The 22835-nt window shown below is 70.8% G+C and carries 13 protein-coding genes and 2 pseudogenes; 12 read left to right on the forward strand and 3 right to left on the reverse strand.

Features of this window, described 5'->3' with window-relative positions:
- Positions 1-268 precede the first annotated feature (268 nt).
- Positions 269-1717, forward strand: a complete 1449-nt coding sequence (locus tag ABZX75_RS09700) for a M1 family metallopeptidase (RefSeq protein ID WP_355409611.1) — start codon at positions 269-271, stop codon at positions 1715-1717.
- A gap of 262 nt (positions 1718-1979) precedes the next feature.
- Entirely contained in the window at positions 1980-3485 is a 1506-nt protein-coding gene (hflX, locus tag ABZX75_RS09705) for a GTPase HflX (RefSeq protein WP_355409612.1), read from the forward strand.
- A gap of 101 nt (positions 3486-3586) precedes the next feature.
- Here the strand turns inward: hflX and ABZX75_RS09710 are convergent.
- Together ABZX75_RS09710 and ABZX75_RS09715 are read right to left on the reverse strand one after the other, a co-directional pair.
- A pseudogene (locus ABZX75_RS09710) lies at positions 3587-4824 on the reverse strand (IS30 family transposase).
- Between the two features lie 136 nt (positions 4825-4960).
- Positions 4961-6133 (reverse strand): hypothetical protein, encoded by a 1173-nt coding sequence (locus ABZX75_RS09715; RefSeq protein ID WP_355409613.1) that lies wholly within the window; start codon positions 6131-6133, stop codon positions 4961-4963.
- A 548-nt stretch (positions 6134-6681) separates the two neighbouring features.
- On the opposite strand from ABZX75_RS09715, the gene ABZX75_RS09720 reads away from it, so the two are divergent.
- From ABZX75_RS09720 to ABZX75_RS09740, 5 genes and pseudogenes are all read left to right on the forward strand, one after another.
- The gene (locus tag ABZX75_RS09720) at positions 6682-7959 is read left to right on the forward strand and encodes a diaminobutyrate--2-oxoglutarate transaminase family protein (protein ID WP_355409834.1); all 1278 of its coding nucleotides are present in this window, start codon (positions 6682-6684) and stop codon (positions 7957-7959) included.
- Between the two features lie 747 nt (positions 7960-8706).
- Positions 8707-10521, forward strand: coding sequence for an IucA/IucC family protein (locus ABZX75_RS09725; RefSeq protein ID WP_355409835.1), 1815 nt, complete (start codon positions 8707-8709; stop codon positions 10519-10521).
- A 33-nt stretch (positions 10522-10554) separates the two neighbouring features.
- Complete coding sequence (locus ABZX75_RS09730; protein ID WP_355409614.1) at positions 10555-11217, forward strand: GNAT family N-acetyltransferase; 663 nt, start codon at positions 10555-10557, stop codon at positions 11215-11217.
- A gap of 218 nt (positions 11218-11435) precedes the next feature.
- Positions 11436-13252: pseudogene (locus ABZX75_RS09735) on the forward strand (IucA/IucC family siderophore biosynthesis protein).
- A gap of 52 nt (positions 13253-13304) precedes the next feature.
- Positions 13305-15275 carry an ATP-dependent DNA helicase gene (locus ABZX75_RS09740; RefSeq protein ID WP_355409615.1) on the forward strand — a complete coding sequence of 657 codons (1971 nt, stop codon included), beginning with the start codon at positions 13305-13307 and terminating at the stop codon, positions 15273-15275.
- Between the two features lie 152 nt (positions 15276-15427).
- Here the strand turns inward: ABZX75_RS09740 and lexA are convergent, their stop codons facing one another.
- Positions 15428-16219, reverse strand: coding sequence for a transcriptional repressor LexA (gene lexA / locus ABZX75_RS09745; protein WP_355409616.1), 792 nt, complete (start codon positions 16217-16219; stop codon positions 15428-15430).
- A gap of 469 nt (positions 16220-16688) precedes the next feature.
- Between lexA and nrdR the strand changes: the two genes are divergently transcribed.
- From nrdR to ABZX75_RS09770, 5 genes are all read left to right on the forward strand, one after another.
- Positions 16689-17201 carry a transcriptional regulator NrdR gene (gene nrdR, locus ABZX75_RS09750; RefSeq protein WP_355409617.1) on the forward strand — a complete coding sequence of 171 codons (513 nt, stop codon included), beginning with the start codon at positions 16689-16691 and terminating at the stop codon, positions 17199-17201.
- A gap of 146 nt (positions 17202-17347) precedes the next feature.
- On the forward strand, positions 17348-20245 hold the full coding sequence (locus ABZX75_RS09755; protein ID WP_355409618.1) for a vitamin B12-dependent ribonucleotide reductase: 2898 nt from the start codon (positions 17348-17350) through the stop codon (positions 20243-20245).
- Positions 20246-20569: 324 nt separating this feature from the next.
- A complete protein-coding gene (locus ABZX75_RS09760; protein WP_355409619.1) occupies positions 20570-21310 on the forward strand; it encodes a class I SAM-dependent methyltransferase in 741 nt (246 codons plus the stop codon).
- Positions 21311-21495: 185 nt separating this feature from the next.
- Entirely contained in the window at positions 21496-22101 is a 606-nt protein-coding gene (locus tag ABZX75_RS09765) for a YdbC family protein (protein WP_355409620.1), read from the forward strand.
- Between the two features lie 72 nt (positions 22102-22173).
- A complete protein-coding gene (locus ABZX75_RS09770) occupies positions 22174-22833 on the forward strand; it encodes a histidine phosphatase family protein (protein WP_355409621.1) in 660 nt (219 codons plus the stop codon).
- The last annotated feature ends 2 nt before the right edge of the window (positions 22834-22835 follow it).

Consider the following 22835-nt stretch of genomic DNA (forward strand, 5'->3'; position numbering starts at 1 on the left):
TGGCTGCACACCTACAATCACCACCGCGGACACACCGCCCTCGCAGGCAAACCACCCGCCAGCCGCGTCCCCAACCTCACAGGGCAATACACCTAGGCGTCTCTTTCGGATCTCGCCGGACGCGCCCCCGGGTCCGGCGCCCCCATCCTGCGCCGACGACTCCGTGGCTGCGGCGGTGTAGTCCGCGTCATCGCCGGACGGACTCGTTCGGGTGGCCCCGTCGCGCGCCGTACCCGGCCGCGTGGCGCTCGCTGGTAAGCGATGGTGGATGCAGCTCACCTCCCCCCGCCTGCGCGCCGCCCTGCTCGCCGCGGCATCCCTCACGCTCGTCGCCGCCGTCCTGCCCCCGCCGCAGCCACTGGGCATCGGCGACCCGCTCTTCCCGGAGCTCGGGAACCCCGGGTACGACGTGCTCTCGTACGACCTGTCCTTCACGTACAAGGACAACCGCAGCCCGCTCGACGCGGTCACCGTCATCGACGCCCGCGCCCTGCGGCCGCTGGAGCGGATCAACCTGGACTTCACCCACGGCAAGGTGGCGTCCGCCGAGGTCAACGGCCAGGCGGCCCGGTTCGAGAGCGTCGGCGAGGATCTCGTGCTGACGCCCGCCCACGCGGTGGCGGACACCACGCCGCTGCACATCACCATCCGGCACACCAGCGACCCGCGGGGCCGCGGCGACGGCGGCTGGGTGCCCACCGAGGACGGCCTGGCGATGGCCAACCAGGCCGACGCCGCGCACCGCGTGTTCCCGTGCAACGACCATCCCGCCGACAAGGCGTACTTCACCTTCCGGATCACCGCCCCCGCCGCGCTCACGGCCGTCGCCAACGGGGTGTCGAGCGCACCGCCGGCCCACCGCCCGGCGGCGAACGCGACGACGTGGACCTACCGGACCCTGCACCCGATGGCCACCGAGCTCGCCCAGGTCTCGGTCGGCGACTCCGCCGTCGTCCACCGCACCGGACCGCACGGCCTGCCGCTGCGCGATGTGGTGCCCGCCGCGGACCGCAAGCGGCTGGAGCCCTGGCTGAAGAAGACCGCGGGGCACATCGAGTGGATGGAGAACCGGGTCGGCCGCTACCCCTTCGAGAACTACGGGGTGCTGATCGCGCGTGCGAAGACCGGCTTCGAGCTGGAGACGCAGACCCTCTCGCTCTTCGAGCGCAACCTGTTCTCGGGGGAGGGCTACCCGGAGTGGTACGTCGAGTCCGTGATGGTCCACGAGCTGGCCCACCAGTGGTTCGGCAACAGCGTCTCCCCGCGGACCTGGTCCGACCTGTGGCTCAACGAGGGCCACGCCACCTGGTACGAGGCCCTGTACGCGGACGGGCTCGGCAAGTACTCCCTGGAGCGGCGCATGCGCGAGGCGTACCAGCGCTCCGACCAGTGGCGGGCGGCGGGAGGCCCCCCGGCCGCCCCGAAGCCCGCCGCCCCGGGCCAGAAGATCGGGCTGTTCCGGCCGGCGGTCTACGACGGGGCCGCGCTGATCCTGTACGCCCTGCGGCAGGAGATCGGCACCGCGGCCTTCGACCGGATCGAGCGGCGCTGGGTGGTGGAGCACCGGGACGGGGTCGCGGGCACGGCGGACTTCGTACGGCTCGCGTCGCAGGAGGCCGGCCGGGACCTCGGGGCCTTCCTGGAGCCGTGGCTGTACGGGACGACGACTCCGGCGATGCCGGGCCATCCGGAGTGGGGCGGTCCGAGGAAGGCCTGAGCTGCGATGTCGTTGCGCTGACGTGCGGGGACGCGCGACGACGTGCGCGGACGCGCGCGGACGGGCACCGGGGCGTGCGGTGACGGGCCCCGGACGCCCGAAAAGGGTGTGACTGGCGAGGAATGGGCATGTCACCATCGACGAGGCCGTTCGGGGAATCCCCCGGCGGTGTGAAACGTTGGACATGGCAGTGTTAAGGGACGCGCGGCAGCGGCTCCGGCCGGAGCTGACGCGGACGCATTCGAAACGACGTAAGGATCCAATGACCTCCTCTTCTTCCCCTTCCCAGGACGCGCGGGACGCACAGGACGTGCCGGACCCGCAGAGCTTCACCGAGAGCCTTCGGGCCGATGCCCTGATGGAAGAGGACGTCGCCTGGAGCCACGAGATCGACGGAGACCGGGACGGCGAGCAGTACGAGCGCTCGGAGCGCGCGGCTCTGCGTCGCGTGGCCGGCCTCTCCACCGAGCTCGAAGACGTCACCGAGGTCGAGTACCGCCAGCTCCGCCTGGAGCGCGTCGTCCTCGTCGGTGTCTGGACCTCCGGCACGGTGAGCGACGCGGAGAACTCCCTCGCGGAGCTCGCGGCCCTCGCCGAGACGGCAGGTGCCCTCGTGCTCGACGGTGTGATCCAGCGTCGAGACAAGCCCGACCCGGCCACCTTCATCGGCTCCGGCAAGGCCCGGGAACTGCGCGACATCGTGATGGAGAGCGGCGCCGACACCGTCGTCTGCGACGGTGAACTCAGCCCCGGCCAGCTCATCGCCCTCGAAGACGTCGTCAAGGTGAAGGTGGTCGACCGGACCGCTCTCATCCTCGACATCTTCGCCCAGCACGCCAAGTCCCGAGAGGGCAAGGCACAGGTCGCGCTCGCGCAGATGCAGTACATGCTGCCGCGCCTGCGCGGCTGGGGCCAGTCGCTGTCCCGGCAGATGGGTGGCGGCGGCGGTGGCGGCATGGCCACCCGAGGCCCCGGTGAGACCAAGATCGAGACGGACCGGCGACGGATCCGCGAGAAGATGGCGAAGATGCGCCGGGAGATCGCGGACATGAAGACCGGCCGCGACATCAAGCGGCAGGAACGGCGCCGCAACAAGGTGCCCTCGGTCGCCATCGCCGGGTACACGAACGCGGGCAAGTCCTCGCTGCTCAACCGCCTCACGGGCGCGGGCGTACTGGTGGAGAACGCCCTGTTCGCCACCCTCGACCCGACCGTGCGCCGGGCCGAGACGCCGAGCGGCCGGGTCTACACCCTGGCCGACACGGTCGGCTTCGTCCGGCACCTGCCGCACCACCTGGTCGAGGCGTTCCGCTCCACGATGGAGGAGGTCGGCGACTCCGACCTCATCCTGCACATCGTGGACGGCTCGCACCCGGCTCCGGAGGAGCAGCTGGCGGCGGTGCGCGAGGTGATCCGTGAGGTCGGCGCGGTGAACGTGCCCGAGATCGTGGTGATCAACAAGGCGGACGCCGCGGACCCGCTCGTCCTGCAGCGGCTGCTGCGGATCGAGCGGCACTCGATCGCCGTCTCGGCGCGCACAGGCATGGGCATCGAGGAACTCCTCGCGCTCATCGACTCCGAGCTGCCGCGGCCCGAGGTCGAGGTGGAGGCCATGGTGCCTTACACGCGCGGCTCGCTGGTCGCCAAGGCGCACACCGAGGGCGAGGTGATCTCCGAGGAGCACACCCCGGAGGGCACCCTGCTCAAGGCACGGGTCCACCAGGAACTGGCGTCGGACCTGGCTCCGTACGCGCTCGCGAAGCGGTAACACGCGTCGACGCACCACGCGTCGCGCATGTGGCGTGATGACGGAGGGCCCCCGGCAGATCGGCAGATTCCAGGGGTCGTAGCAACGCATGGTCGGTTTGATTAGGCCGCGAGCAGTTTAGACAGGCGCTCGGCTGGGGTTTCCCAGCCGAGCGTTTTGCGTGGGCGGCTGTTGAGTTCGGCGGCGACGGCGGCGAGGTCATCGCGGGTGTGCCGGGACAGATCGGTGCCCTTGGGGAAGTACTGCCGCAGCAGGCCGTTGGTGTTCTCGTTCGAGCCGCGCTGCCAGGGGCTGCCCGGATCGCAGAAGTAGACGGGGACGTCGGTGGCGATGCTGAACGCCCGGTGTGCGGCCATTTCGCAGCCCTGGTCCCAGGTCAGGGAACGCTTGAGCTCGGGCGGCAGGCCCTTGACGGTGTCGACCAGGGCCTGGCGGACGGCGGCCGCGCTGTGTCCGGTCGGTAGGTGGACGAGCATGAGGTAGCGGGTGCTGCGCTCGACCAGCGTGGCGATTGCTGAGCGCGATGTGGGGCCGACGATGAGGTCGCCTTCCCAGTGGCCGGGCACGGCTCGGTCATCGGCTTCCGCGGGCCGGTCACTGATCATCACCATCGGGTCGGCGAACCGGGGCTGTCGGCGTGCTGCGTGACGATGGGGCCGGCGGAGGGCTCGGCCGGTTCGCAGGGCTCGGGTCAGCTCACGCCTTAGTTCTCCCCGGCCCTGGACGTAGAGGGCCTGGTAGATCGTCTCGTGGACCACGTGCATCTCCGGCCGGTCGGGGAAGCGCCTGCGCAGAGCGTGGCAGATCTGTTCCGGGCTCCACCGCCGGGCCAGGTGCTCCTGGATGAAGTCCCGAAGCTGCGGTTGTGGCCTATCTCTCCCGTCTTGGGACGGGGGCGGCGCCGCTCGGCTCGGCGCTGGGCGGCATGGGGCCGGTAGCGCGAGCGGCCGTTGGCCTCGGTGGTGCGGTTGCGGCGGATCTCTCGGCTGATGGTCGAGGGGCTGCGGCCCAGCTCGGCGGCGATGACCCGAACACCCGCGTTTTCCCGGAGGCGGTCGGCGATGTGAATGCGCTCGGTTTCGTTCAGATACCGCGATGGGGCCGGCGGTTCAGGCACAGGCAGCGGCGCCACCGAGGTGATCGGTGGCGCCGCCCTGTTCGTGCCGGAGGCGCTGCGGCCGTTGCGCCATCGCTTGCCCGTGCGCTTGTTGATGCCCACGAGGCGGGCCGCTTCGACGTAGCCGATTCCTTGATCCACAAGCCGGAAGTATTGCTCCCGCTCGTCGATCAGCTTCCGAGGACCCTGCGGCTTCCTGCTGTCCCGGATCTCGAAGTCCATCGCATCCCCTGAGCTGGGGCGTTGCGACGACCACTAGAACCTAGGGGTGCAGGGGGCCCTCCGTCGTGCGCGCTCTCGTACGGCCGGGGCACGCGACTACTGGGACTAGTCGGCCTACTCGGACGGCCTACGCGGACTACTTGAACTTGCCGCTGACGGCGTCGAAGATGCCCTTCGCCTCCGGGCCCAGCCGGGGTCCTGCCAGCCAGCCCGCCTTGGCCGGACCGATCGAGGTGTTCGACACCAGCGCCGGCTTGCCGTCGGCGCCCGCACCGACCCAGCCGCCGCCGGAGGAACCACCGGTCATGGTGCAGCCGATGCGGTACATCACCGGATCGGTCGCGTTCAGCGACAGCCGTCCCGGCTTGTCGGTGCACTGGTAGGCCTTCTGCCCGTCGAACGGAGCCGCCGCCGGGTAGCCCGTCGCCGTCATGCCCGCGACCTTGGGCACGGCCGGGGCGTTGAACTCCACCGGGAGCGCCGAACCGACCGTCTCCTCCAGGGACTTGCCCGTGCCCTTCTCCGGGGTCACGTGCAGCACCGCGAAGTCGTACGGGGCACCCGCACCGCCGGTCGGACCGCCGGTCGCGATCCACTGGTCGGAGGTCTGAGCCCAGTCGCTCCACCAGACGCCGTACGGAGCCACCTGCTCGCGCGGCGCGCCCTTGAGCTGCGCCGCCGGCTTGCCCGCGTTGTTGTAGGAGGGGACGAAAGCGATGTTGCGGTACCAGCCGCCGGCCTTACCCGCGTGCACGCAGTGACCTGCCGTCCAGACCAGGTTGGACTTGCCGGGGTGCGCCGGGTCCTTGATCACGGTCGCCGAGCAGACCATCGAGCCCTCGGGCCCGTCGAAGAAGACCTTGCCGGCCTCCGGAACGCTCTGGTGGTAGGTCGGGTTCACCGCCTTGGCGGCCACCGGCGCCGGCGCCGGGTCGGTGACGCCCTGGTCCTTGCCCGCGTCCGGGTCGACGGACGGGCGTTGCGGCTGCTCGGCGTCACGCATCCGGTCCGGGTCCCACAGGCCCTCGATGATCGGGTTGATGTAGTCGCCCGCCTCGCGGAGCCAGTCCTCCTTCTTCCAGTTCTTCCACTCACCCCCCTTCCACTTCTCCAGGTCTATGCCGCGCTCCTTGAGCTTGTCCTTGAGCTGGTCCGGGATCTTGATCCCGTCGACTCCGGACGGAAGGCTCGCCGCCACGGTCGGCTTGGCGTCGCCGCCGGCCTCACCGTCGCCGGGTCCGCAGGCCGCGGCGGTCAGCGCGAGCGCGGCCGCGCACAGGATCGCGGTGACCGGTCGGTTCGGTCGCATGTCGTCAGTCCCCCTGGTGGTTCTGAGTGGTGGGTGGTGGCTGGTGTGCGGTGGCTGGTGGTGGAAGTGAGGTGCGGCCCAGTTCCGAGGAGTCCCGGGAAGTCCCGAGAAGTCCCGGGAGTCAACGTGGTGTCTCCCAGAGCCCCGAGGAGTCCCGAGCGGTCCAGCCGAGTGCAGCCCCCCACTATGCCGCTGCCGACCAGGACGCCGACGCCCGGGGCGGCGGTTCCGGCTCTCCGTACCCTGCCGGGCAAGGATCTTGCGCCCACCCGTGATCCGCCGCCGTCACCGTCGTTGGTACGTACGGGGGACGGGGGAGCAGTGTTCACGTTCGAGGCGCAATCCGGAAGAGCATCCGTGCGGGAGGACCGACACTCGTGGCATTGACCGAGCCGGCCGCAGTCGAGGCCGAGGCCCAACCCGCGGCAGACATCGCGCCGCAGATCCCCCTGGACGTTCCCCATCGGGTTCCGCCGCAGGCCCCGTCGAAGGGCAACCGGGGGCCCGGAGCAGCCGCAGGCCCCGCCGGGTCGGCGGCGACCGAGGGCATCCTGCGCAGGCAGGCGCAGCGGGAGTCCGCCGCCCGGACGTACGCGCGCTCCCTTCCCATCGTCCCGGTGCGTGCCCGCGGGCTGACGATCGAGGGCGCCGACGGACGGCGCTACCTCGACTGCCTTTCCGGCGCCGGCACGCTCGCCCTCGGGCACAACCACCCGGTGGTACTCGAAGCCGTCCGGGGCGTCCTCGACTCGGGGGCTCCCCTGCATGTGCTCGACCTCGCGACGCCGGTCAAGGACGCCTTCACCACCGAGCTGTTCACCAACCTGCCGCCGGCGCTGGCCGCCGACGCCCGCATCCAGTTCTGCGGGCCGGCCGGCACGGACGCCGTGGAGGCCGCGCTCAAGCTGGTCCGCACCGCGACCGGCCGCTCGGGGCTGCTCGCCTTCGCCGGCGCCTACCACGGCATGACCGCCGGGGCCCTCGACGCGTCGGGCGGTGCGACGGACGTACGGGTGACCCGGCTGCCGTATCCGCAGGACTACCACTGCCCGTTCGGGGTCGGTGGTTCCGAAGGCGCCCGGCTCGCCGCCCACTGGACCGAGACCCTGCTGGACGATCCCAAGGGCGGGGTGCCCGCGCCCGCCGGCATGATCCTCGAACCCGTGCAGGGTGAGGGCGGGGTCATCCCGGCCCCGGACGACTGGCTGCGCAGGATGCGCGAGATCACCGCGGCGCGGGGGATCCCGCTGATCGCCGACGAGGTGCAGACCGGTGTCGGCCGGACCGGTGCCTTCTGGGGAGTCGACCATGCCGGGGTGGTGCCCGACGTGATGGTCCTGTCCAAGGCGATCGGGGGAAGCCTGCCGCTCGCGGTGATCGTGTACCGGGGCGAACTGGACGTGTGGGCCCCCGGGGCGCATGCGGGTACCTTCCGCGGCAACCAACTGGCCATGGCTGCCGGTACCGCCACGCTTGCCTTCGTACGCGAGAACCGGCTGGCCGAGCGCGCGGCGGCCCTGGGCGAGCGCATGCTCACGGCGCTGCGCGGCCTGGCCGCGGCGCACCCGTGCATCGGGGACGTCCGGGGCCGGGGACTGATGATCGGCGTCGAACTCGTGGACCCGGACACCGGGGCGTGTGCACCGGCTCTCGCCGCAGTCGTCCGCCAGGAGTGCCTGGACCGCGGACTGATCGTCGAACTCGGCGGCCGCCACGGCGCCGTCGTCCGGCTGCTCCCCCCGCTGACCCTCACCGACGAGCAGGCCGCCGCGGTCCTCGACCGCCTGGCCGATGCCATCCCGGCCGCCGCCCGCCGTCTCCACTGACCCGCACCCCGAGGACCCGCGATGCCCGACCAGCACGACGCGACTGCCGCGAGCCCGTCCCCCGAACCCTCCCCCCAGCCGCATACGCCCCCGGGCGGCGCACCCGACACCGCGGCCGGCCCGCACCCGGAGCCGGCCCACGACCCCACCGCCGACCACCGGCCGCCGCGGCCGTCGGCTCCACCGCCCGCCCCGACCCCAAGCCCCGCCAGCACTGCCTACGCGGCGAGCACCCCCCAGCCCGGATCGCCCCCTGCCCCGGCCGCCCCCCGGCCGGGGTCGGTCGATGCCCCGGCCGCCCCCCAGCCGGGGTCGGTCGATGCCCCGGCCGCCCCCCAGCCCGGGTCGCCCCCTGACCCGGCCGTCGCCCGGCCGGGGTCGGTCGAGGCCCGGGCTCAGCCGCAGCCCGGTTGCGCGGCGTCGCCCGACCCCGCTCCCGGGGGTTCCGAGGAGCGCACGGCGTCGCGGACGCCCGGGTCCGCCGAACTCCCCCGCCGGGTCACCGGCCCCGGGCAGGGGGCCGCGTCGGCCGCCGCAGCCGCCAGCCCCGACGACACGGCGCACGGCTCCGCCGGCCCGGCCAACGGGCCCCGCTTCGGTACGCCGACCGAGCCCGAAGAGGCCGCGCCGGAGCACCCGTCAGGCCCGGGGCAGCCGACCGGTCGGCCGGGCGACCAGGGAGGCGAGTCCACCGGCGAGATCCCGGCGCAGCAACTTCCCTCCGTCCGGGTCGGGGCAGCGCCGACCGTGCCCCGGCAGAAGGACGGCACACCCAGACCGTGGGCAGGCTGGACCGGTCCCCTCGGCCCGGAGCCCGCCGCACTGCCCGACCTCCTGGACCACCCCGACCCCGCCGTCGCCGCCGAGGCCGCGGCGGTGGAGAACCTGCTCAGGTGCTGGGTCCGCGAAGCCGGGATCGGCCGACCCGACGGCCCCGCCGGGACCCTGCTCCGCGTCCCCCTCCCCGCATCCGGCATGGCCCTGCTCGTCGCCGTCCGGCACTGGTCCCCGGCCGGCTGGCACCGCTTCGCGCCCGCCCGGATCGAAGGCGCGCCCGCCGACGCCCCCGCCCTGGACGCCGTCACCCTCGCCGCACTCATCGCCCGTGAGGGCACCGGCGGTGGGCGCGGCGGCGCCGACCTCGTCGGCAGGGTCGCCGACTCGGTCCAGCGGACGGCACAGTTCCTCGCGGACCGGCGCTGCCGTCCCACCGCCCCGGCTCCCGTCGCGGGGGACCACTTCCTGACCGCCGAACAGTCCCTCCTCCTCGGCCACCCCCTGCACCCGACACCGAAGAGCCGCGAAGGACTCTCCGACGCCGAAGTGCGCCGCTACTCACCCGAACTCCACGGCTCCTTCCCCCTGCACTGGCTCGCGGTCGACCACTCCGCCCTCGCCACCGATTCCGCCTGGACCGAGCGCGGCCGCCCGGTCTCCGCCGCTCAGCTCCTCGGCCGGCTCGCCCCCGGGCTTCCGCTGCCCGACGGCGCCACTCCCCTTCCCCTGCACCCCTGGCAGGCTCGTGACCTGCTCCAGCGCCCCGCCGTCGTCGCCCTGCGCGATGCGGGACTTCTGCACGACCTGGGGCCGTACGGCGACCCCTGGTACCCCACCTCCTCCGTCCGCACGGTCCACCGCCCGGGCGCTCCCGCCATGCTCAAGCTCTCCCTGGGCCTTCGCATCACCAACTCCCGCCGCGAGAACCTCCGCAAGGAACTCCACCGTGGTGTCGAGGTGCACCGGCTGCTCCGCGCCGGCCTCGCAGAGCAGTGGCAGGCGGCCCACCCCGGTTTCGACATCGTCCGCGACCCCGCCTGGGTCGCCGTCGACACCCCGGACGGCGCCCCCGTCCCCGGCCTCGACGCCCTCCTGCGCCACAACCCCTTCCGCTCCCACGACGACGCCGTATGCATCGCCGCACTCACCGCTCCCCGGCCCTGGCCCGGCCGCACCACCATGCGCTCCCGGCTCGCCGAGATCGTCTCCGCTCTCGCCGCCGCCACCGGACGCACCACGTCAGCCGTCGCCGCCGAGTGGTTCCTGCGCTACCTCGACCACGTCGTCCTGCCGGTCCTCGCCTTCGACGCGCTCGCCGGTGTCGCCCTCGAATCGCACCAGCAGAACACCCTGGTCCTCCTCGACCCGGCCGGCTGGCCGATCGGAGGCCGCTACCGCGACAACCAGGGCTACTACTTCCGCGAATCCCGCCGCGCGGAACTGGAGCACCGGCTCCCCGGTATCGGCAGCGTCAGCGACACCTTCGTCTCCGACGCCGTCACCGACGAACGCTTCGCCTACTACCTCGGCATCAACAACGTGCTCGGCCTCATCGGCGCCTTCGGATCCCAGCGGCTCGCCGACGAACGCGTACTCCTCGCCGCCTTCCGCCGCTTCCTCGGCAAGGCCGCAGGCCTCGGTCCGCTCCCCGCGCAGCTGCTCGACTCACCGACCCTGCGCTGCAAGGCGAATCTCCTCACCCGCCTGGGAGGACTCGACGAGCTCGTCGGCCCCGTGGACACCCAGTCCGTCTACGTCACCATCGCCAACCCCCTTCACGATTGACGCGTCACTACCGACGCGGAGAAGAGCCACCCGATGCCCTCCACCGATACCCCTGCCGGCTCCGCCGTCGACGACACCGTCGAACTGCTCCTGCCGCCCGAGCTGTTGCCCCTGCTCGCCGAGGCCGATCTCCTCGATACACCTGCCGCTTGGGGCAGCACCATCACCCCCGCCGGAGTCTTCCGTCTCGAACCCGTACGACCGGGTCGTGACCTGGAGCTGCTCACCCGGTGGATGAACGACCCCGAGGTGGCCGCCTTCTGGGAGCTCGCCGGCCCCGCCGCCGTCACCGCCGCCCACCTGCGAGCCCAACGGGACGGGCACGGCAGCAGCATCCCCTGCCTCGGCCTCCTCGACGGCACGCCGATGAGCTACTGGGAGATCTACCGGGCCGATCTCGACCCCCTCTCCCGGCATTACCCGGCGCGCCCCCACGACACGGGTATCCACCTGCTCATCGGAGACGGCGCGAACCGCGGCCGCGGCCTGGGCACCACACTGCTGCGCGCCGTCGCCGACCTTGTGCTCGACAACCGCCCCCGCTGCACGCGCGTCATCGCGGAACCGGACATCCGCAACACCCCCTCCGTATCGGCCTTCTTGAACTCCGGTTTCCGCTGTTCCGCGGAAATCGACCTCCCCGAGAAGCGCGCCGCCCTGATGATCCGGGAGCGCGTGCTCCGCGGTCTCCTCTGACGGCCGTCCAACAGATCCCGTACGTCCCGCATCTCCACCGCCTCCCGCATCTCCACCGCCTCCCGTCCCCGCGGTATTCACCGCCTCAGCGCCTCAGCGTCGTCCTTTTCCTCTCGCGCCTCTCCCTTCGAAAACTCTGCGTCGCGCAGCAAAGTTCCCGATCTCCGAGGAGTCCCGTGCCGAATTTCCCCACAGCCCCCGACTCCACGGAAACCGCCATGCCCCCGTCGCCGCAGCACCCCTGCACGCCGCCCGAACTCACCCGCGCCACCTGGGACTTTGCCGCCCGCCGCCTGCTCGCCAAGATGCTCTCCGAGTTCGCCTACGAGGAGATCATCCGCCCCACCCCCGCCCCGTCCACCGCCGGCGACGCGTGGACCCTGACCCTCGACGACGGCAGCAGCCTCGGCTTCCGGGCCCGCCGCCGGTCGTACGGCAGCTGGCACGTCACCCCCGAGACCATCACCCTCACCCCTCCGCCGTCGCCCGGCCCGCAGCCGCCGACCGCCTTCGGGGACCCGTACACCTTCCTCATCCGCGCCCGCACCCTCCTCGGCCTCGACGGAGCCACTCTCGGCCACCTCGTCCGCGAGCTCAGCGCCACCCTCGCCGCCGATGCCCGCATCGACCACAACGCGCTCACCGCCGACGTACTCGCCGACCTCGACTACGCCGCCCTCGAAGGCCACCAGACCGGCCACCCCTGGCTCGTCCTCAACAAGGGCCGCATCGGGCTGTCCGCCTCCGACACCGCGGCCTGGGCTCCCGAGTCCCGCACCCGCCAGCGGCTGCCCTGGCTCGCCGCCCACACCTCGCTGGCGGCCTACCGCGGCACCGCCGGCCTGGAAGACCCCGCCCGCCTCTACTGCGCCGAGCTCGACCCCGTCACCCGCGCCGCTTTCGACCGGGCCCTGCGCGAGCGCGGCCTCGACCCGCGCGGCTCCTGTACTTCCCGGTCCACCCCTGGCAGTGGGACGAGGTCGTCCTCCCCCTCTTCGCCCCGGCCCTCGCCTCGGGCGCCCTCGTCCCGCTCCCGGCCGACCCCGACGTGCGCCTGCCTCAGCAGTCGATCCGTACCTTCCTCAACCTCACCCGTCCCGACCGGCTCAGCGTCAAGCTCCCGCTCTCCGTCTTCAACACCATGGTCTGGCGCGGTCTGCCCTCCGCCCTCACCCTCGCCGCCCCGGCCGTCACCGCCTGGATCCACTCCATCCGCGACGCCGACCCCTTCCTCCGCGACGAATGCGGGGTCATCCTGCTCGGAGAGGTCGCCTCCGTCACCGTCCGCCATCCCGTCTACGACGAGCTCCCGGAGGTTCCGTACCAGTACAAGGAGCTCCTCGGCGCGATCTGGCGCGAGCCCCTGGCCGGCCGCCTGGCCCCCGGCGAGCGCGCCCGTACGCTCGCCTCCCTCCTCCACACCGACCGGCGGGGCCGGTCCTTCACCGCCGAGCTCGTCGCCCGTTCCGGACTCACCCCCTCCGTGTGGCTCCAGCGCCTCTTCGCCGCCCTACTGCCACCGCTGCTCCACTTCCTCTACCGCTACGGCACCGTCTTCTCGCCGCACGGAGAAAACGCCATCGTGATCTTCGACGGGCACGACGTCCCGGTCCGGCTCGCGGTCAAGGACTTCGTGGACGACATCAACATCAGCGGGGAACCGCTGCCCGAGCTCGCCTCGCTCCCCGCCGAGGTCCGCGCGGTCCTGCTCACCGAGCCCGCCGATTTCCTGCCGCAGTTCATCCACTCCGGGCTCTTCGTCGGCGTCTTCCGCTATCTCTCGGCCCTGTGCGAGGACCGCCTCGGTGTCCCGGAGAGCGAGTTCTGGTCCCTCGTACGGGCGGAGATCGTGCGCCATCAGGTCCGCTTCCCGGAGCTCAAGGACCGCTACGAGCTCTTCGACCTGCTCGGCGAGCGCATCGGACGGCTCTGCCTGAACCGGAACCGGCTCTACGAGGACGGCTACCGCGATCGCCCCGACCGTCCGCACGCCGTGCAGCACGGCACCGTGCCCAACCCTTTGTACCGGCCATGAATCCTCGTCGGTGCGGTCGCTGTCGGTGGCGCCCCGTAGGGTTGGCAGTGCTATGACGAAGCCCTCCCTCCCCGACCTGCTGCACGCCGCCGTCTCCGCCGTCGGCGGCACGGAGCGCCCCGGCCAGGTGGCCATGGCCGAAGCCGTCGCCGAAGCGATCGACGACAACTCCCACCGCCTCATCCAGGCCGGCACCGGCACGGGCAAGTCCCTCGGCTACCTGGTCCCGGCCCTCGCCCACGGCGAGCGCGTGGTCGTGGCCACCGCGACCCTCGCCCTCCAGCGGCAGCTGGTCGAGCGCGACCTGCCGCGTACGGTCGAGGCACTGCACCCGCAGCTGCGCCGCCGGCCGCAGTTCGCCATGCTCAAGGGCAGGTCGAACTACCTGTGCCTGCACCGGCTGCACGAGGGTGCGCCGCAGGACGAGGAGGAAGGCCTCTTCGACCAGTTCGAAGCGGCCGCCCCGACCAGCAAGCTGGGCCAGGACCTGCTGCGCCTGCGCGACTGGGCGGACGAGACGGAGACGGGCGACCGCGACGACCTGACCCCCGGTGTGTCCGACAAGGCGTGGAGCCAGATCTCCGTCTCCTCCCGGGAGTGCCTGGGCGCGACGAAGTGCGCGTACGGGGCGGAGTGCTTCGCCGAGGCCGCCCGCGAGCGGGCCAAGCTCGCCGACGTGGTCGTCACCAACCACGCGCTGCTCGCCATCGACGCCATCGAGGGCGCCCCGGTGCTGCCGCAGCACGAGGTGCTGATCGTGGACGAGGCCCACGAACTGGTCTCCCGGGTGACCGGCGTCGCCACCGGCGAACTGACCCCTGGGCAGGTCAACCGGGCGGTCAAGCGTGCGGCCAAGCTGGTCGACGAGAAGACGGCCGACGCCCTGCAGACCGCTTCCGAATCCTTCGAGCGGGTCATGGAGCTGGCCCTCCCGGGCCGGCTGGAAGTGCTCCCCGAAGACCTCGGCTACGCGCTGATGTCCCTCCGGGACGCCGCGCGCAATGTCATCTCCGCGATCGGCTCGACCCGCGACAAGTCCGTCCAGGACGAGGACGCGGTCCGCAAGCAGGCCCTGGCCGCTGTGGAGAGCATCCACACGGTGGCGGAGCGGATCGCCAACGGCTCCGAGTACGACGTCGTCTGGTACGAGCGCCACGACCGGTTCGGCGCCACCCTCCGGGTCGCCCCGCTGTCGGTCTCCGGCCTGCTGCGCGAGAAGCTGTTCGAGGACCGCTCGGTGGTCCTGACCTCCGCGACCCTCAAGCTCGGCGGCGACTTCAACGGCGTCGCGGCCTCGCTGGGCCTGTCCGCCGAGGGCGTCGAGGGGGAGGACGTACCGCTGTGGAAGGGCCTCGACGTCGGCTCACCGTTCGACTACCCCAAGCAGGGCATCCTCTACGTCGCCAAGCACCTGGCCACCCCGGGCCGTGAGGGTACCCGCGGCGACATGATGGACGAACTCGCCGAGCTCATCGAGGCGGCCGGCGGCCGCACCCTCGGACTCTTCTCCTCCATGCGCGGCGCCAAGGCCGCGGCCGAGGAGCTGCGCGGGCGACTCGACCACCCGATCCTGCTCCAGGGCGAGGAGACGCTGGGCGAGCTGATCAAGGCATTCGCGGCCGACCCGCAGACGTGCCTGTTCGGGACGCTGTCGCTGTGGCAGGGAGTGGACGTGCCGGGTGCCAGCTGCCAGCTGGTGGTCATGGACCGCATCCCGTTCCCGCGCCCCGACGACCCGCTGATGAGTGCACGCCAGAAGTCGGTCGAGGAGCACGGCGGGAACGGCTTCATGGCCGTCGCGGCCACGCACGCGGCCCTGCTGATGGCCCAGGGCGCGGGTCGCCTCGTACGCGCCATGGGCGACCGGGGTGTCGTCGCGGTGCTGGATCCCCGGCTGGCCACGGCCCGGTACGGGAGCTTCCTGCGGGCCACGCTGCCGGACTTCTGGTACACCACGGACCGCAACCAGGCCCGCCGCTCCCTCGCCGCCATCGACGCATCCGCGAAGGCCGACGGCAAGTAGCGGTTGGCCGTACATAGCGGTTCCGACCGCGACCGACAACGCGGGATCCCGGTGGTGATCAGCCACCTCGCCGAAGCGGCGCCGGTTCAGGGGTACGGAACAGCCCCGGGACCGGCGCAGTGGATCCCGGGGCTGGATGGAGGCGGCGGGGGTCAGACCCGTCGCAGTACGGCGACGACCTTGCCGAGGATGGTCGCCTCGTCGCCGGGAATCGGCTCGTAGGCGGAGTTGTGCGGGAGAAGCCAGACGTGGCCGTCCTCGCGCTTGAAGCGCTTGACCGTGGCCTCGCCGTCCAGCATCGCGGCGACGATGTCGCCGTTCTCCGCGACCGGCTGGCGGCGGACCGTAACCCAGTCGCCGTCACAGATGGCGGCCTCGATCATGGAGTCACCGACGACCTTGAGCACGAAGAGCTCGCCGTCGCCGACCAGCTGGCGGGGGAGCGGGAACACGTCCTCGACCGATTCCTCGGCGAGGATCGGGCCGCCGGCCGCGATCCGGCCGACCAGGGGGACGTAGGAAGCGGCGGGCTTGCCGGTGGTGTCCGTGGGCTGCGAGCTCGGCTGGTCGGAGCCGCGTACCTCGTAGGCCCGGGGGCGGTGTGGATCGCGGCGCAGGAAGCCCTTGCGCTCCAGGGCCATCAGCTGATGTGCGACCGACGATGTGCTGGAGAGGCCGACCGCCTGACCGATCTCGCGCATCGACGGCGGGTAACCCCGGCGCTGCACGGAGTCACGGATGACCTCGATGACCCTCCGCTGCCGGTCCGTGAGGCCGGAGCTGTCGGCGCGGATGCCTGGAGGTCGACCTGGCAGCGAGCGTGCGGGGCGTACGGGCTCCGCCTCCGGGTTCAGGTTTACGTCATTCATGGCATGCACCGGCTCAAGTCGGCTCTGGGAGCGGTTCTGGGCAGTGATGGTGGCACTGTCTGCGGTGGTGGTCACGTCGGCCCCTCTCGAAATGTTCTCCCTAGCTGGACAACGGTAGTAGCTTTCGAAAGGTTGCGCCAAACACACGTTCGAGTGAAAAATCGCAGATCATCCATCGTGACCACATCGGGGGGTGTATGGACGATCGGTTTGGCGAACGTGGGTTCGGTCCCGCGTCCGCCGCTTACGGTACCCTTCCCGCTCGGGTCGCCACCGTGCGGGTCCAGGCTCAGTCTGGCACCGGCAAGCCCCGTGATCACCCATCCGGCGCCGCGACACGCGGAGCCGTGTGAATCCACCACAACCCAAGATCTAGTGGTTGGATGGGCGCTGCCACCCAGAAGTTGTGGTCCTCGGTCTGCCGGGGCACCCGGCATCGCATATGCTGGTGGCTGCTTCGCAAGCCCCCGGCAGAGACCCGTCTCTGCCGTGCCGGGGCCTTGTGAGGTGATTCAGTCGTGCCAAGAGGGAGGGTGAGGGAACCATGCACTGCCCCTTCTGCAGGCACCCCGACAGCCGCGTCGTCGACAGCCGCACCACGGACGACGGGACGTCGATCCGTCGGCGCCGTCAGTGCCCCGACTGCTCCCGTCGTTTCACGACGGTGGAGACGGCCTCGCTGATGGTGATCAAGCGCAGCGGGGTGACGGAACCCTTCAGTCGCACCAAGGTCATCTCCGGCGTGCGCAAGGCATGCCAGGGGCGGCCGGTCACCGAGGACGCGCTCGCCAAGCTCGGCCAGCGGGTCGAAGAGGCGGTGCGCGCCACCGGGAGTGCCGAACTGACCACCCACGATGTGGGTCTGGCCATACTCGGTCCGTTGCAGGAGCTCGACCTGGTCGCGTACCTGCGGTTCGCGTCCGTCTATAAAGCATTCGACACCCTTGAAGACTTCGAGACCGCCATCGTGGAACTGCGCGAGCGGCGGCCTCACCCCGAAGAGCGCGAGCCCGGTGGGACCGGTTCGGTCCCCGTGCCCGCCTCCGCCGCCGACTGACCGGACGGCCCGCACCGCATCGCACTCGGATCGCGGCGCGGCCGGTCAGCCAGGCGAAGAGAACGAACGTAGAAACAGGACACAGCACCGTGCCGCGGAATAACGCTGGCACTTTAGGGCGTTTTTGCCCGCATATGGGAGGCGGCATGACAGAGACGGCGAGCAGCTCGGCACGTGGTTCCCGCGCCAAGGGGACCAAGGGCGCCAAGGGCGGCCTGCGTATCGAGCGCATCCACACCACCCCCGGCGTGCACCCCTACGACGAGGTGAGCTGGGAGCGCCGTGACGTCGTCATGACCAACTGGCGCGACGGCTCGGTCAACTTCGAGCAGCGTGGCGTCGAGTTCCCCGACTTCTGGTCGGTGAACGCGGTCAACATCGTCACCAGCAAGTACTTCCGCGGTGCGGTCGGCACCCCGCAGCGCGAGACCGGTCTGAAGCAGCTGATCGACCGGATCGTGAAGACGTACACGAAGGCCGGCGAGGACTTCGACTACTTCTCGTCGCCCGCCGACGCGGAGATCTTCGAACACGAGCTGACCTACGCCCTCCTGCACCAGATCTTCAGCTTCAACTCGCCGGTGTGGTTCAACGTCGGCACGCCCCAGCCGCAGCAGGTCTCCGCCTGCTTCATCCTTGCCGTCGACGACTCCATGGAGTCGATCCTCGACTGGTACAAGGAAGAGGGCATGATCTTCAAGGGCGGCTCCGGCGCCGGCCTGAACCTCTCCCGCATCCGCTCCTCCAAGGAGCTCCTCTCCTCCGGCGGCAACGCCTCCGGTCCGGTCTCCTTCATGCGCGGCGCCGACGCGTCCGCAGGAACGATCAAGTCGGGTGGCGCCACCCGCCGCGCGGCCAAGATGGTCGTCCTGGACGTGGACCACCCGGACGTCGAGGCCTTCATCGAGACCAAGGTGAAGGAAGAGGAGAAGATCCGCGCCCTGCGCGACGCGGGCTTCGACATGGACCTGGGCGGCGACGACATCACGTCCGTCCAGTACCAGAACGCCAACAACTCCGTCCGTGTGAACGACGAGTTCATGACGGCGGTGGAGAACGGCACCACGTTCGGCCTGCGCGCCCGCATGACCGGTGAGGTCATCGAGGAGGTCGACGCCAAGGCGCTCTTCCGCAAGCTGGCCGAGGCCGCGTGGGCCTGCGCCGACCCGGGCATCCAGTACGACGGTGTGATCAACAACTGGCACACCTGCCCCGAGTCCGGCCGCATCACCGCGTCCAACCCCTGCAGCGAGTACATGCACCTGGACAACACGTCCTGCAACCTCGCCTCGCTCAACCTGATGAAGTTCCTCAACGACGACGGCAAGGGCAACCAGTCCTTCGACGCCGAGCGCTTCGCCACGGTCGTCGAGCTCGTCATCACCGCGATGGACATCTCCATCTGCTTCGCTGACTTCCCGACGCAGAAGATCGGCGAGAACACCCGCGCCTTCCGCCAGCTGGGCATCGGCTACGCCAACCTCGGCGCCCTGCTGATGGCCACCGGCCACGCGTACGATTCGGACGGCGGCCGTACCCTCGCCGCGTCGATCACCTCGCTGATGACCGGTACGGCGTACAAGCGCTCCGCCGAGCTGGCCGCCATCGTCGGCCCGTACGACGGCTACGCCCGCAATGCCGAGTCGCACAAGCGCGTCATGAAGCAGCACGCCGACGCCAACGCCGTCGCACCGCGCACCGAGGACCTGGACAACACGATCTGGGCCGCGGCCACCGAGGCCTGGCAGGACGTCCTGCGCCTCGGCGAGAAGAACGGCTTCCGCAACTCCCAGGCCTCCGTCCTCGCGCCGACCGGCACCATCGGTCTCGCGATGTCCTGCGACACCACGGGTGTCGAGCCGGACCTGGCCCTGGTCAAGTTCAAGAAGCTCGTCGGCGGCGGCTCGATGCAGATCGTCAACGGCACCGTCCCGCAGGCTCTGCGCCGCATGGGCTACCAGGAAGAGCAGATCGAGGCGATCGTCGCCCACATCGCCGAGCACGGCGTTGTCGTCGGCGCCCCGGGTCTGAAGACCGAGCACTACTCGGTCTTCGACTGCGCGATGGGCGAGCGTTCCATCTCCGCGATGGGCCACGTCCGCATGATGGCCGCGATCCAGCCCTGGATCTCCGGCGCGATCTCGAAGACGGTCAACATGCCGGAGACGGCGACCGTCGAGGAGATCGAGGAGATCTACTTCGAGGCCTGGAAGCTCGGCGTCAAGGCGCTCGCGATCTACCGCGACAACTGCAAGGTCGGCCAGCCCCTCTCCGCCAAGAAGAAGGAAGAGGAAAAGGTCGAGGTCACCGCCAAGGCGGAGGAGACCATCCGCACGGCGGTCGAGAAGGTCATCGAGTACCGCCCGGTCCGCAAGCGCCTCCCCAAGGGCCGCCCGGGGATCACCACCTCCTTCACAGTCGGTGGCGCCGAGGGCTACATGACCGCGAACTCCTACCCGGACGACGGTCTGGGCGAGGTCTTCCTGAAGATGTCCAAGCAGGGTTCGACCCTCGCGGGCATGATGGACGCCTTCTCGATCGCCGTCTCCGTCGGCCTGCAGTACGGCGTCCCGCTGGAGACGTACGTCTCGAAGTTCACCAACATGCGCTTCGAGCCGGCCGGTATGACGGACGACCCGGACGTGCGGATGGCGCAGTCGATCGTCGACTACATCTTCCGCCGCCTGGCGCTCGACTTCCTGCCCTTCGAGACCCGCTCGGCCCTGGGCATCCACACCGCCGAAGAGCGTCAGCGCCACCTGGAGACCGGCTCCTACGAGCCGCTCGACGGGGAGGAGCTCGACACGGAGACCCTGGCGCAGTCGGCCCCGCTGGCCGCGGTCCCCTCGGTTCCGAAGCCGGCCGCGACCACTCCGGTCCAGGTCCCGGCCCCGAAGACGGCGCACAGCAACGCCGAACTGGTCGAGATGCAGCTCGGCGTCTCCGCCGACGCCCCGCTCTGCTTCTCCTGCGGTACGAAGATGCAGCGCGCCGGCTCCTGCTACATCTGCGAGGGCTGCGGCTCCACCAGCGGCTGCAGCTGACAGCCGGGCGGAATTGCGCGGGATGCGACATCCGACGTAGCCCGCACAGGTAGCTGACCAGCAGCTCACGAAGGGGACCGGCCGAAGGCCGGTCCCCTTCGCCGTGCTGTGACCTGCACCAAGGACCGAGGTGGTCCGTCATCCCGCTCGAACCCGTACGCCCACCCGTACAGGAGGCCGGGACGATGTCAGCAGCTTTGTGGCTTCTGCCAGTACGACGGTCTGCCCGGGTGCGAAAGACTGCCCGCCAGAGGCTGCGGCACGTCCCGGGGACGGGGATGGCCCGAGGCCAAGAACATGACGAAGTGTGGGGGAGACAGCACTGTGAGCATGCAGCAGTACGACGAGATCGGTGAGGCGTACGAGGGGTTCAAGGCCCTGCCCCTGGAGCAGTACGCGGTGGTGCCCAGCTTCCTGAGCATGGTCGGGGACGTGCGCGGCAAGTCGATCCTCGACCTGGCGTGCGGCACCGGCTTCTACAGCAGGGAGTTCAGGCGGCGCGGCGCCGGAGAAGTGCTCGGGATCGACATATCCGGCGAAATGGTCTCCGTGGCACAGCAGTTGGAGGATCGTGACCCGCTGGGTGTGCGCTACGAGGTGGGGGACGTGGCCGAACTGCGGCCCTTTGAGCAGCGTTTCGACATCGGCTTGGCGGTCCAGTTGCTCAACTACGCGGAGGACATCGCCACCACGGAGCGGATGTGCCGCAACGTGCACCGAAGCCTGAAGCCCGGCGGCGAGTTCTTCGTGCTCTGCCAGTCGCCCGACTACCGGTTCGACGGGCCGACCCCGGAGAAGTACGGCTTCCGCACCGAGCTGACCGGCGAGGAGGCCGAGACCGGGCCGCAGGTCCGGACCACGGCGCTGCTCGACCCGCCGGTCTCGTTCGTCGCCAACCGCCCGCGCCGCGAGGTCTACGAGAAGAGCCTGGGGGCGGCCGGCTTCAGCGAGGCGACCTGGGTCCCCATGGAGGTGTCCGACGCAGGCGTGCGCAAGTTCGGTGCGGACTTCTGGGCGGACTTCCAGGCCAACCCCCCGCTGGAGATGCTGCGCTGCCGCGCCTGACGACCGACCGGACAGCCCGTTGGACCGGCCTCTGAGGAAGCCCAGAGGTCGCACGACAGCTGGTTCACCAGCAGCGCTTCTCGGAAGCCGTCCAGGGGGCTGTCCCTGCGGGAGGGCGCGGAACTGGTGCGGATCCACCGCTCCGGGGACTGACCCGGGCCGCGCCGGGACCGTACGATGGCGCCGTGCTGGTCAAGTGGATTCGCTGCACGGTGACGGACCGACGCGGGTTCGAGCGGGGGCAGCGCAAATGGGCGGGGCTACCTGGCGAGCCGGGCTTCCGGGGGCAGGGCGGCGGCTGGAGCCGGGGGCGGCAGGGGGTCGCGCATGTCTTCACCTTCTGGGAGAGCCGTTCCTTCTACGACTCCTTCATGGCCCGCTCGCACGACCGGCTGGCCGCCGCGCAGAACGGCACCTACACCGCTCTGCGGGCAACGCTCTTCGATCACCGCTTCGACGTGAAGACCGGATTCGAGCCGCGCTTCACTGACGCCGACGTCGTCCGGGTCGCGCACACCCGGGTGCGCGAGGGCCGCGTCGACCATTTCGCCCTCATGCAGGAAAAGGTGTGGAATCCGGCCATGGCGGGCTCTCCCGGTATGGTCCGGGGGCTCTTCGGGGAGGCCCCCGGCCGGGAGTTCCTGGTGCTGTCGATGTGGCAGGCGGCCGCCGAGCACGGCAAATACCGGCAGGAGCGGGTCGAGCGGCTTTCCCTGCGTGCCCAGATCCAGGCCGACGTCGAGGCCCTCACCGGTGACGTCGTCGACCTCGAACCTTCCTGGACGGTATGACCGTACGATGATCGCCGGGGTGTTTCGGCGTGCCCGGTCGGCGGGCCGCCGATGGCCGAATAGGGTCGTGGGATGGTCCGACCACGGCGCATCGTTCTTGTCCGGCACGGCGAATCGGAGGGTAACGCCGACGACTCGGTGTACGAACGGGAGCCCGACCATGCCCTGCGGCTGACACCCAAGGGCCGCGAACAGGCCGCGGCGGCCGGCGTACGGCTGCGCGAGCTCTTCGGTGACGAGACCATCAGCGCCTACGTGTCCCCCTACCGCCGGACCCTGCAGACCTTCAGGGAACTGCGGCTGGACCCGTCCCGGGTCCGGATGCGCGAGGAGCCGAGGCTGCGCGAGCAGGACTGGGGAAACTGGCAGGACCGGGACGACGTACGACTCCAGAAGGCCTACCGGGACGCGTACGGGCACTTCTTCTACCGCTTCGCGCAGGGCGAGTCGGGAGCGGACGTCTACGACCGGGTCGGGTCCTTCCTGGAGAGCCTCTACCGCAGCTTCGAGGCCCCGGACCACCCCGAGAACGTGCTGCTGGTGACGCACGGCCTCACGATGCGGCTGTTCTGCATGCGCTGGTTCCACTGGTCGGTGGCCGAATTCGAGGCCCTGTCCAACCCAGGGAACGGCGAATTCCGGGCGCTGGTACTGGGCCCGGACGGCCGGTACCGGATGGACCGCCCGTTTGAGCGGTGGACCACACCGGAGCCTTATGACCTGGACGGCTAGAG

Origin of the sequence: Streptomyces sp. NPDC003038 (assembly GCF_040611115.1) — a bacterium.
Classification (GTDB): Bacteria; Actinomycetota; Actinomycetes; order Streptomycetales; family Streptomycetaceae; genus Streptomyces.

Bases quoted from the DNA above. Each gene is read 5' to 3' on its own strand.
- ABZX75_RS09700 (WP_355409611.1), top strand. From the start codon at position 269: ATGCAGCTCACCTCCCCCCGCCTGCGCGCCGCCCTGCTCGCCGCGGCA.
- hflX (WP_355409612.1), top strand. From the start codon at position 1,980: ATGACCTCCTCTTCTTCCCCTTCCCAGGACGCGCGGGACGCACAGGAC.
- ABZX75_RS09715 (WP_355409613.1), bottom strand. From the start codon at position 6,133: ATGCGACCGAACCGACCGGTCACCGCGATCCTGTGCGCGGCCGCGCTC.
- ABZX75_RS09730 (WP_355409614.1), top strand. From the start codon at position 10,555: ATGCCCTCCACCGATACCCCTGCCGGCTCCGCCGTCGACGACACCGTC.
- ABZX75_RS09740 (WP_355409615.1), top strand. From the start codon at position 13,305: ATGACGAAGCCCTCCCTCCCCGACCTGCTGCACGCCGCCGTCTCCGCC.
- nrdR (WP_355409617.1), top strand. From the start codon at position 16,689: ATGCACTGCCCCTTCTGCAGGCACCCCGACAGCCGCGTCGTCGACAGC.
- ABZX75_RS09755 (WP_355409618.1), top strand. From the start codon at position 17,348: ATGACAGAGACGGCGAGCAGCTCGGCACGTGGTTCCCGCGCCAAGGGG.
- ABZX75_RS09770 (WP_355409621.1), top strand. From the start codon at position 22,174: ATGGTCCGACCACGGCGCATCGTTCTTGTCCGGCACGGCGAATCGGAG.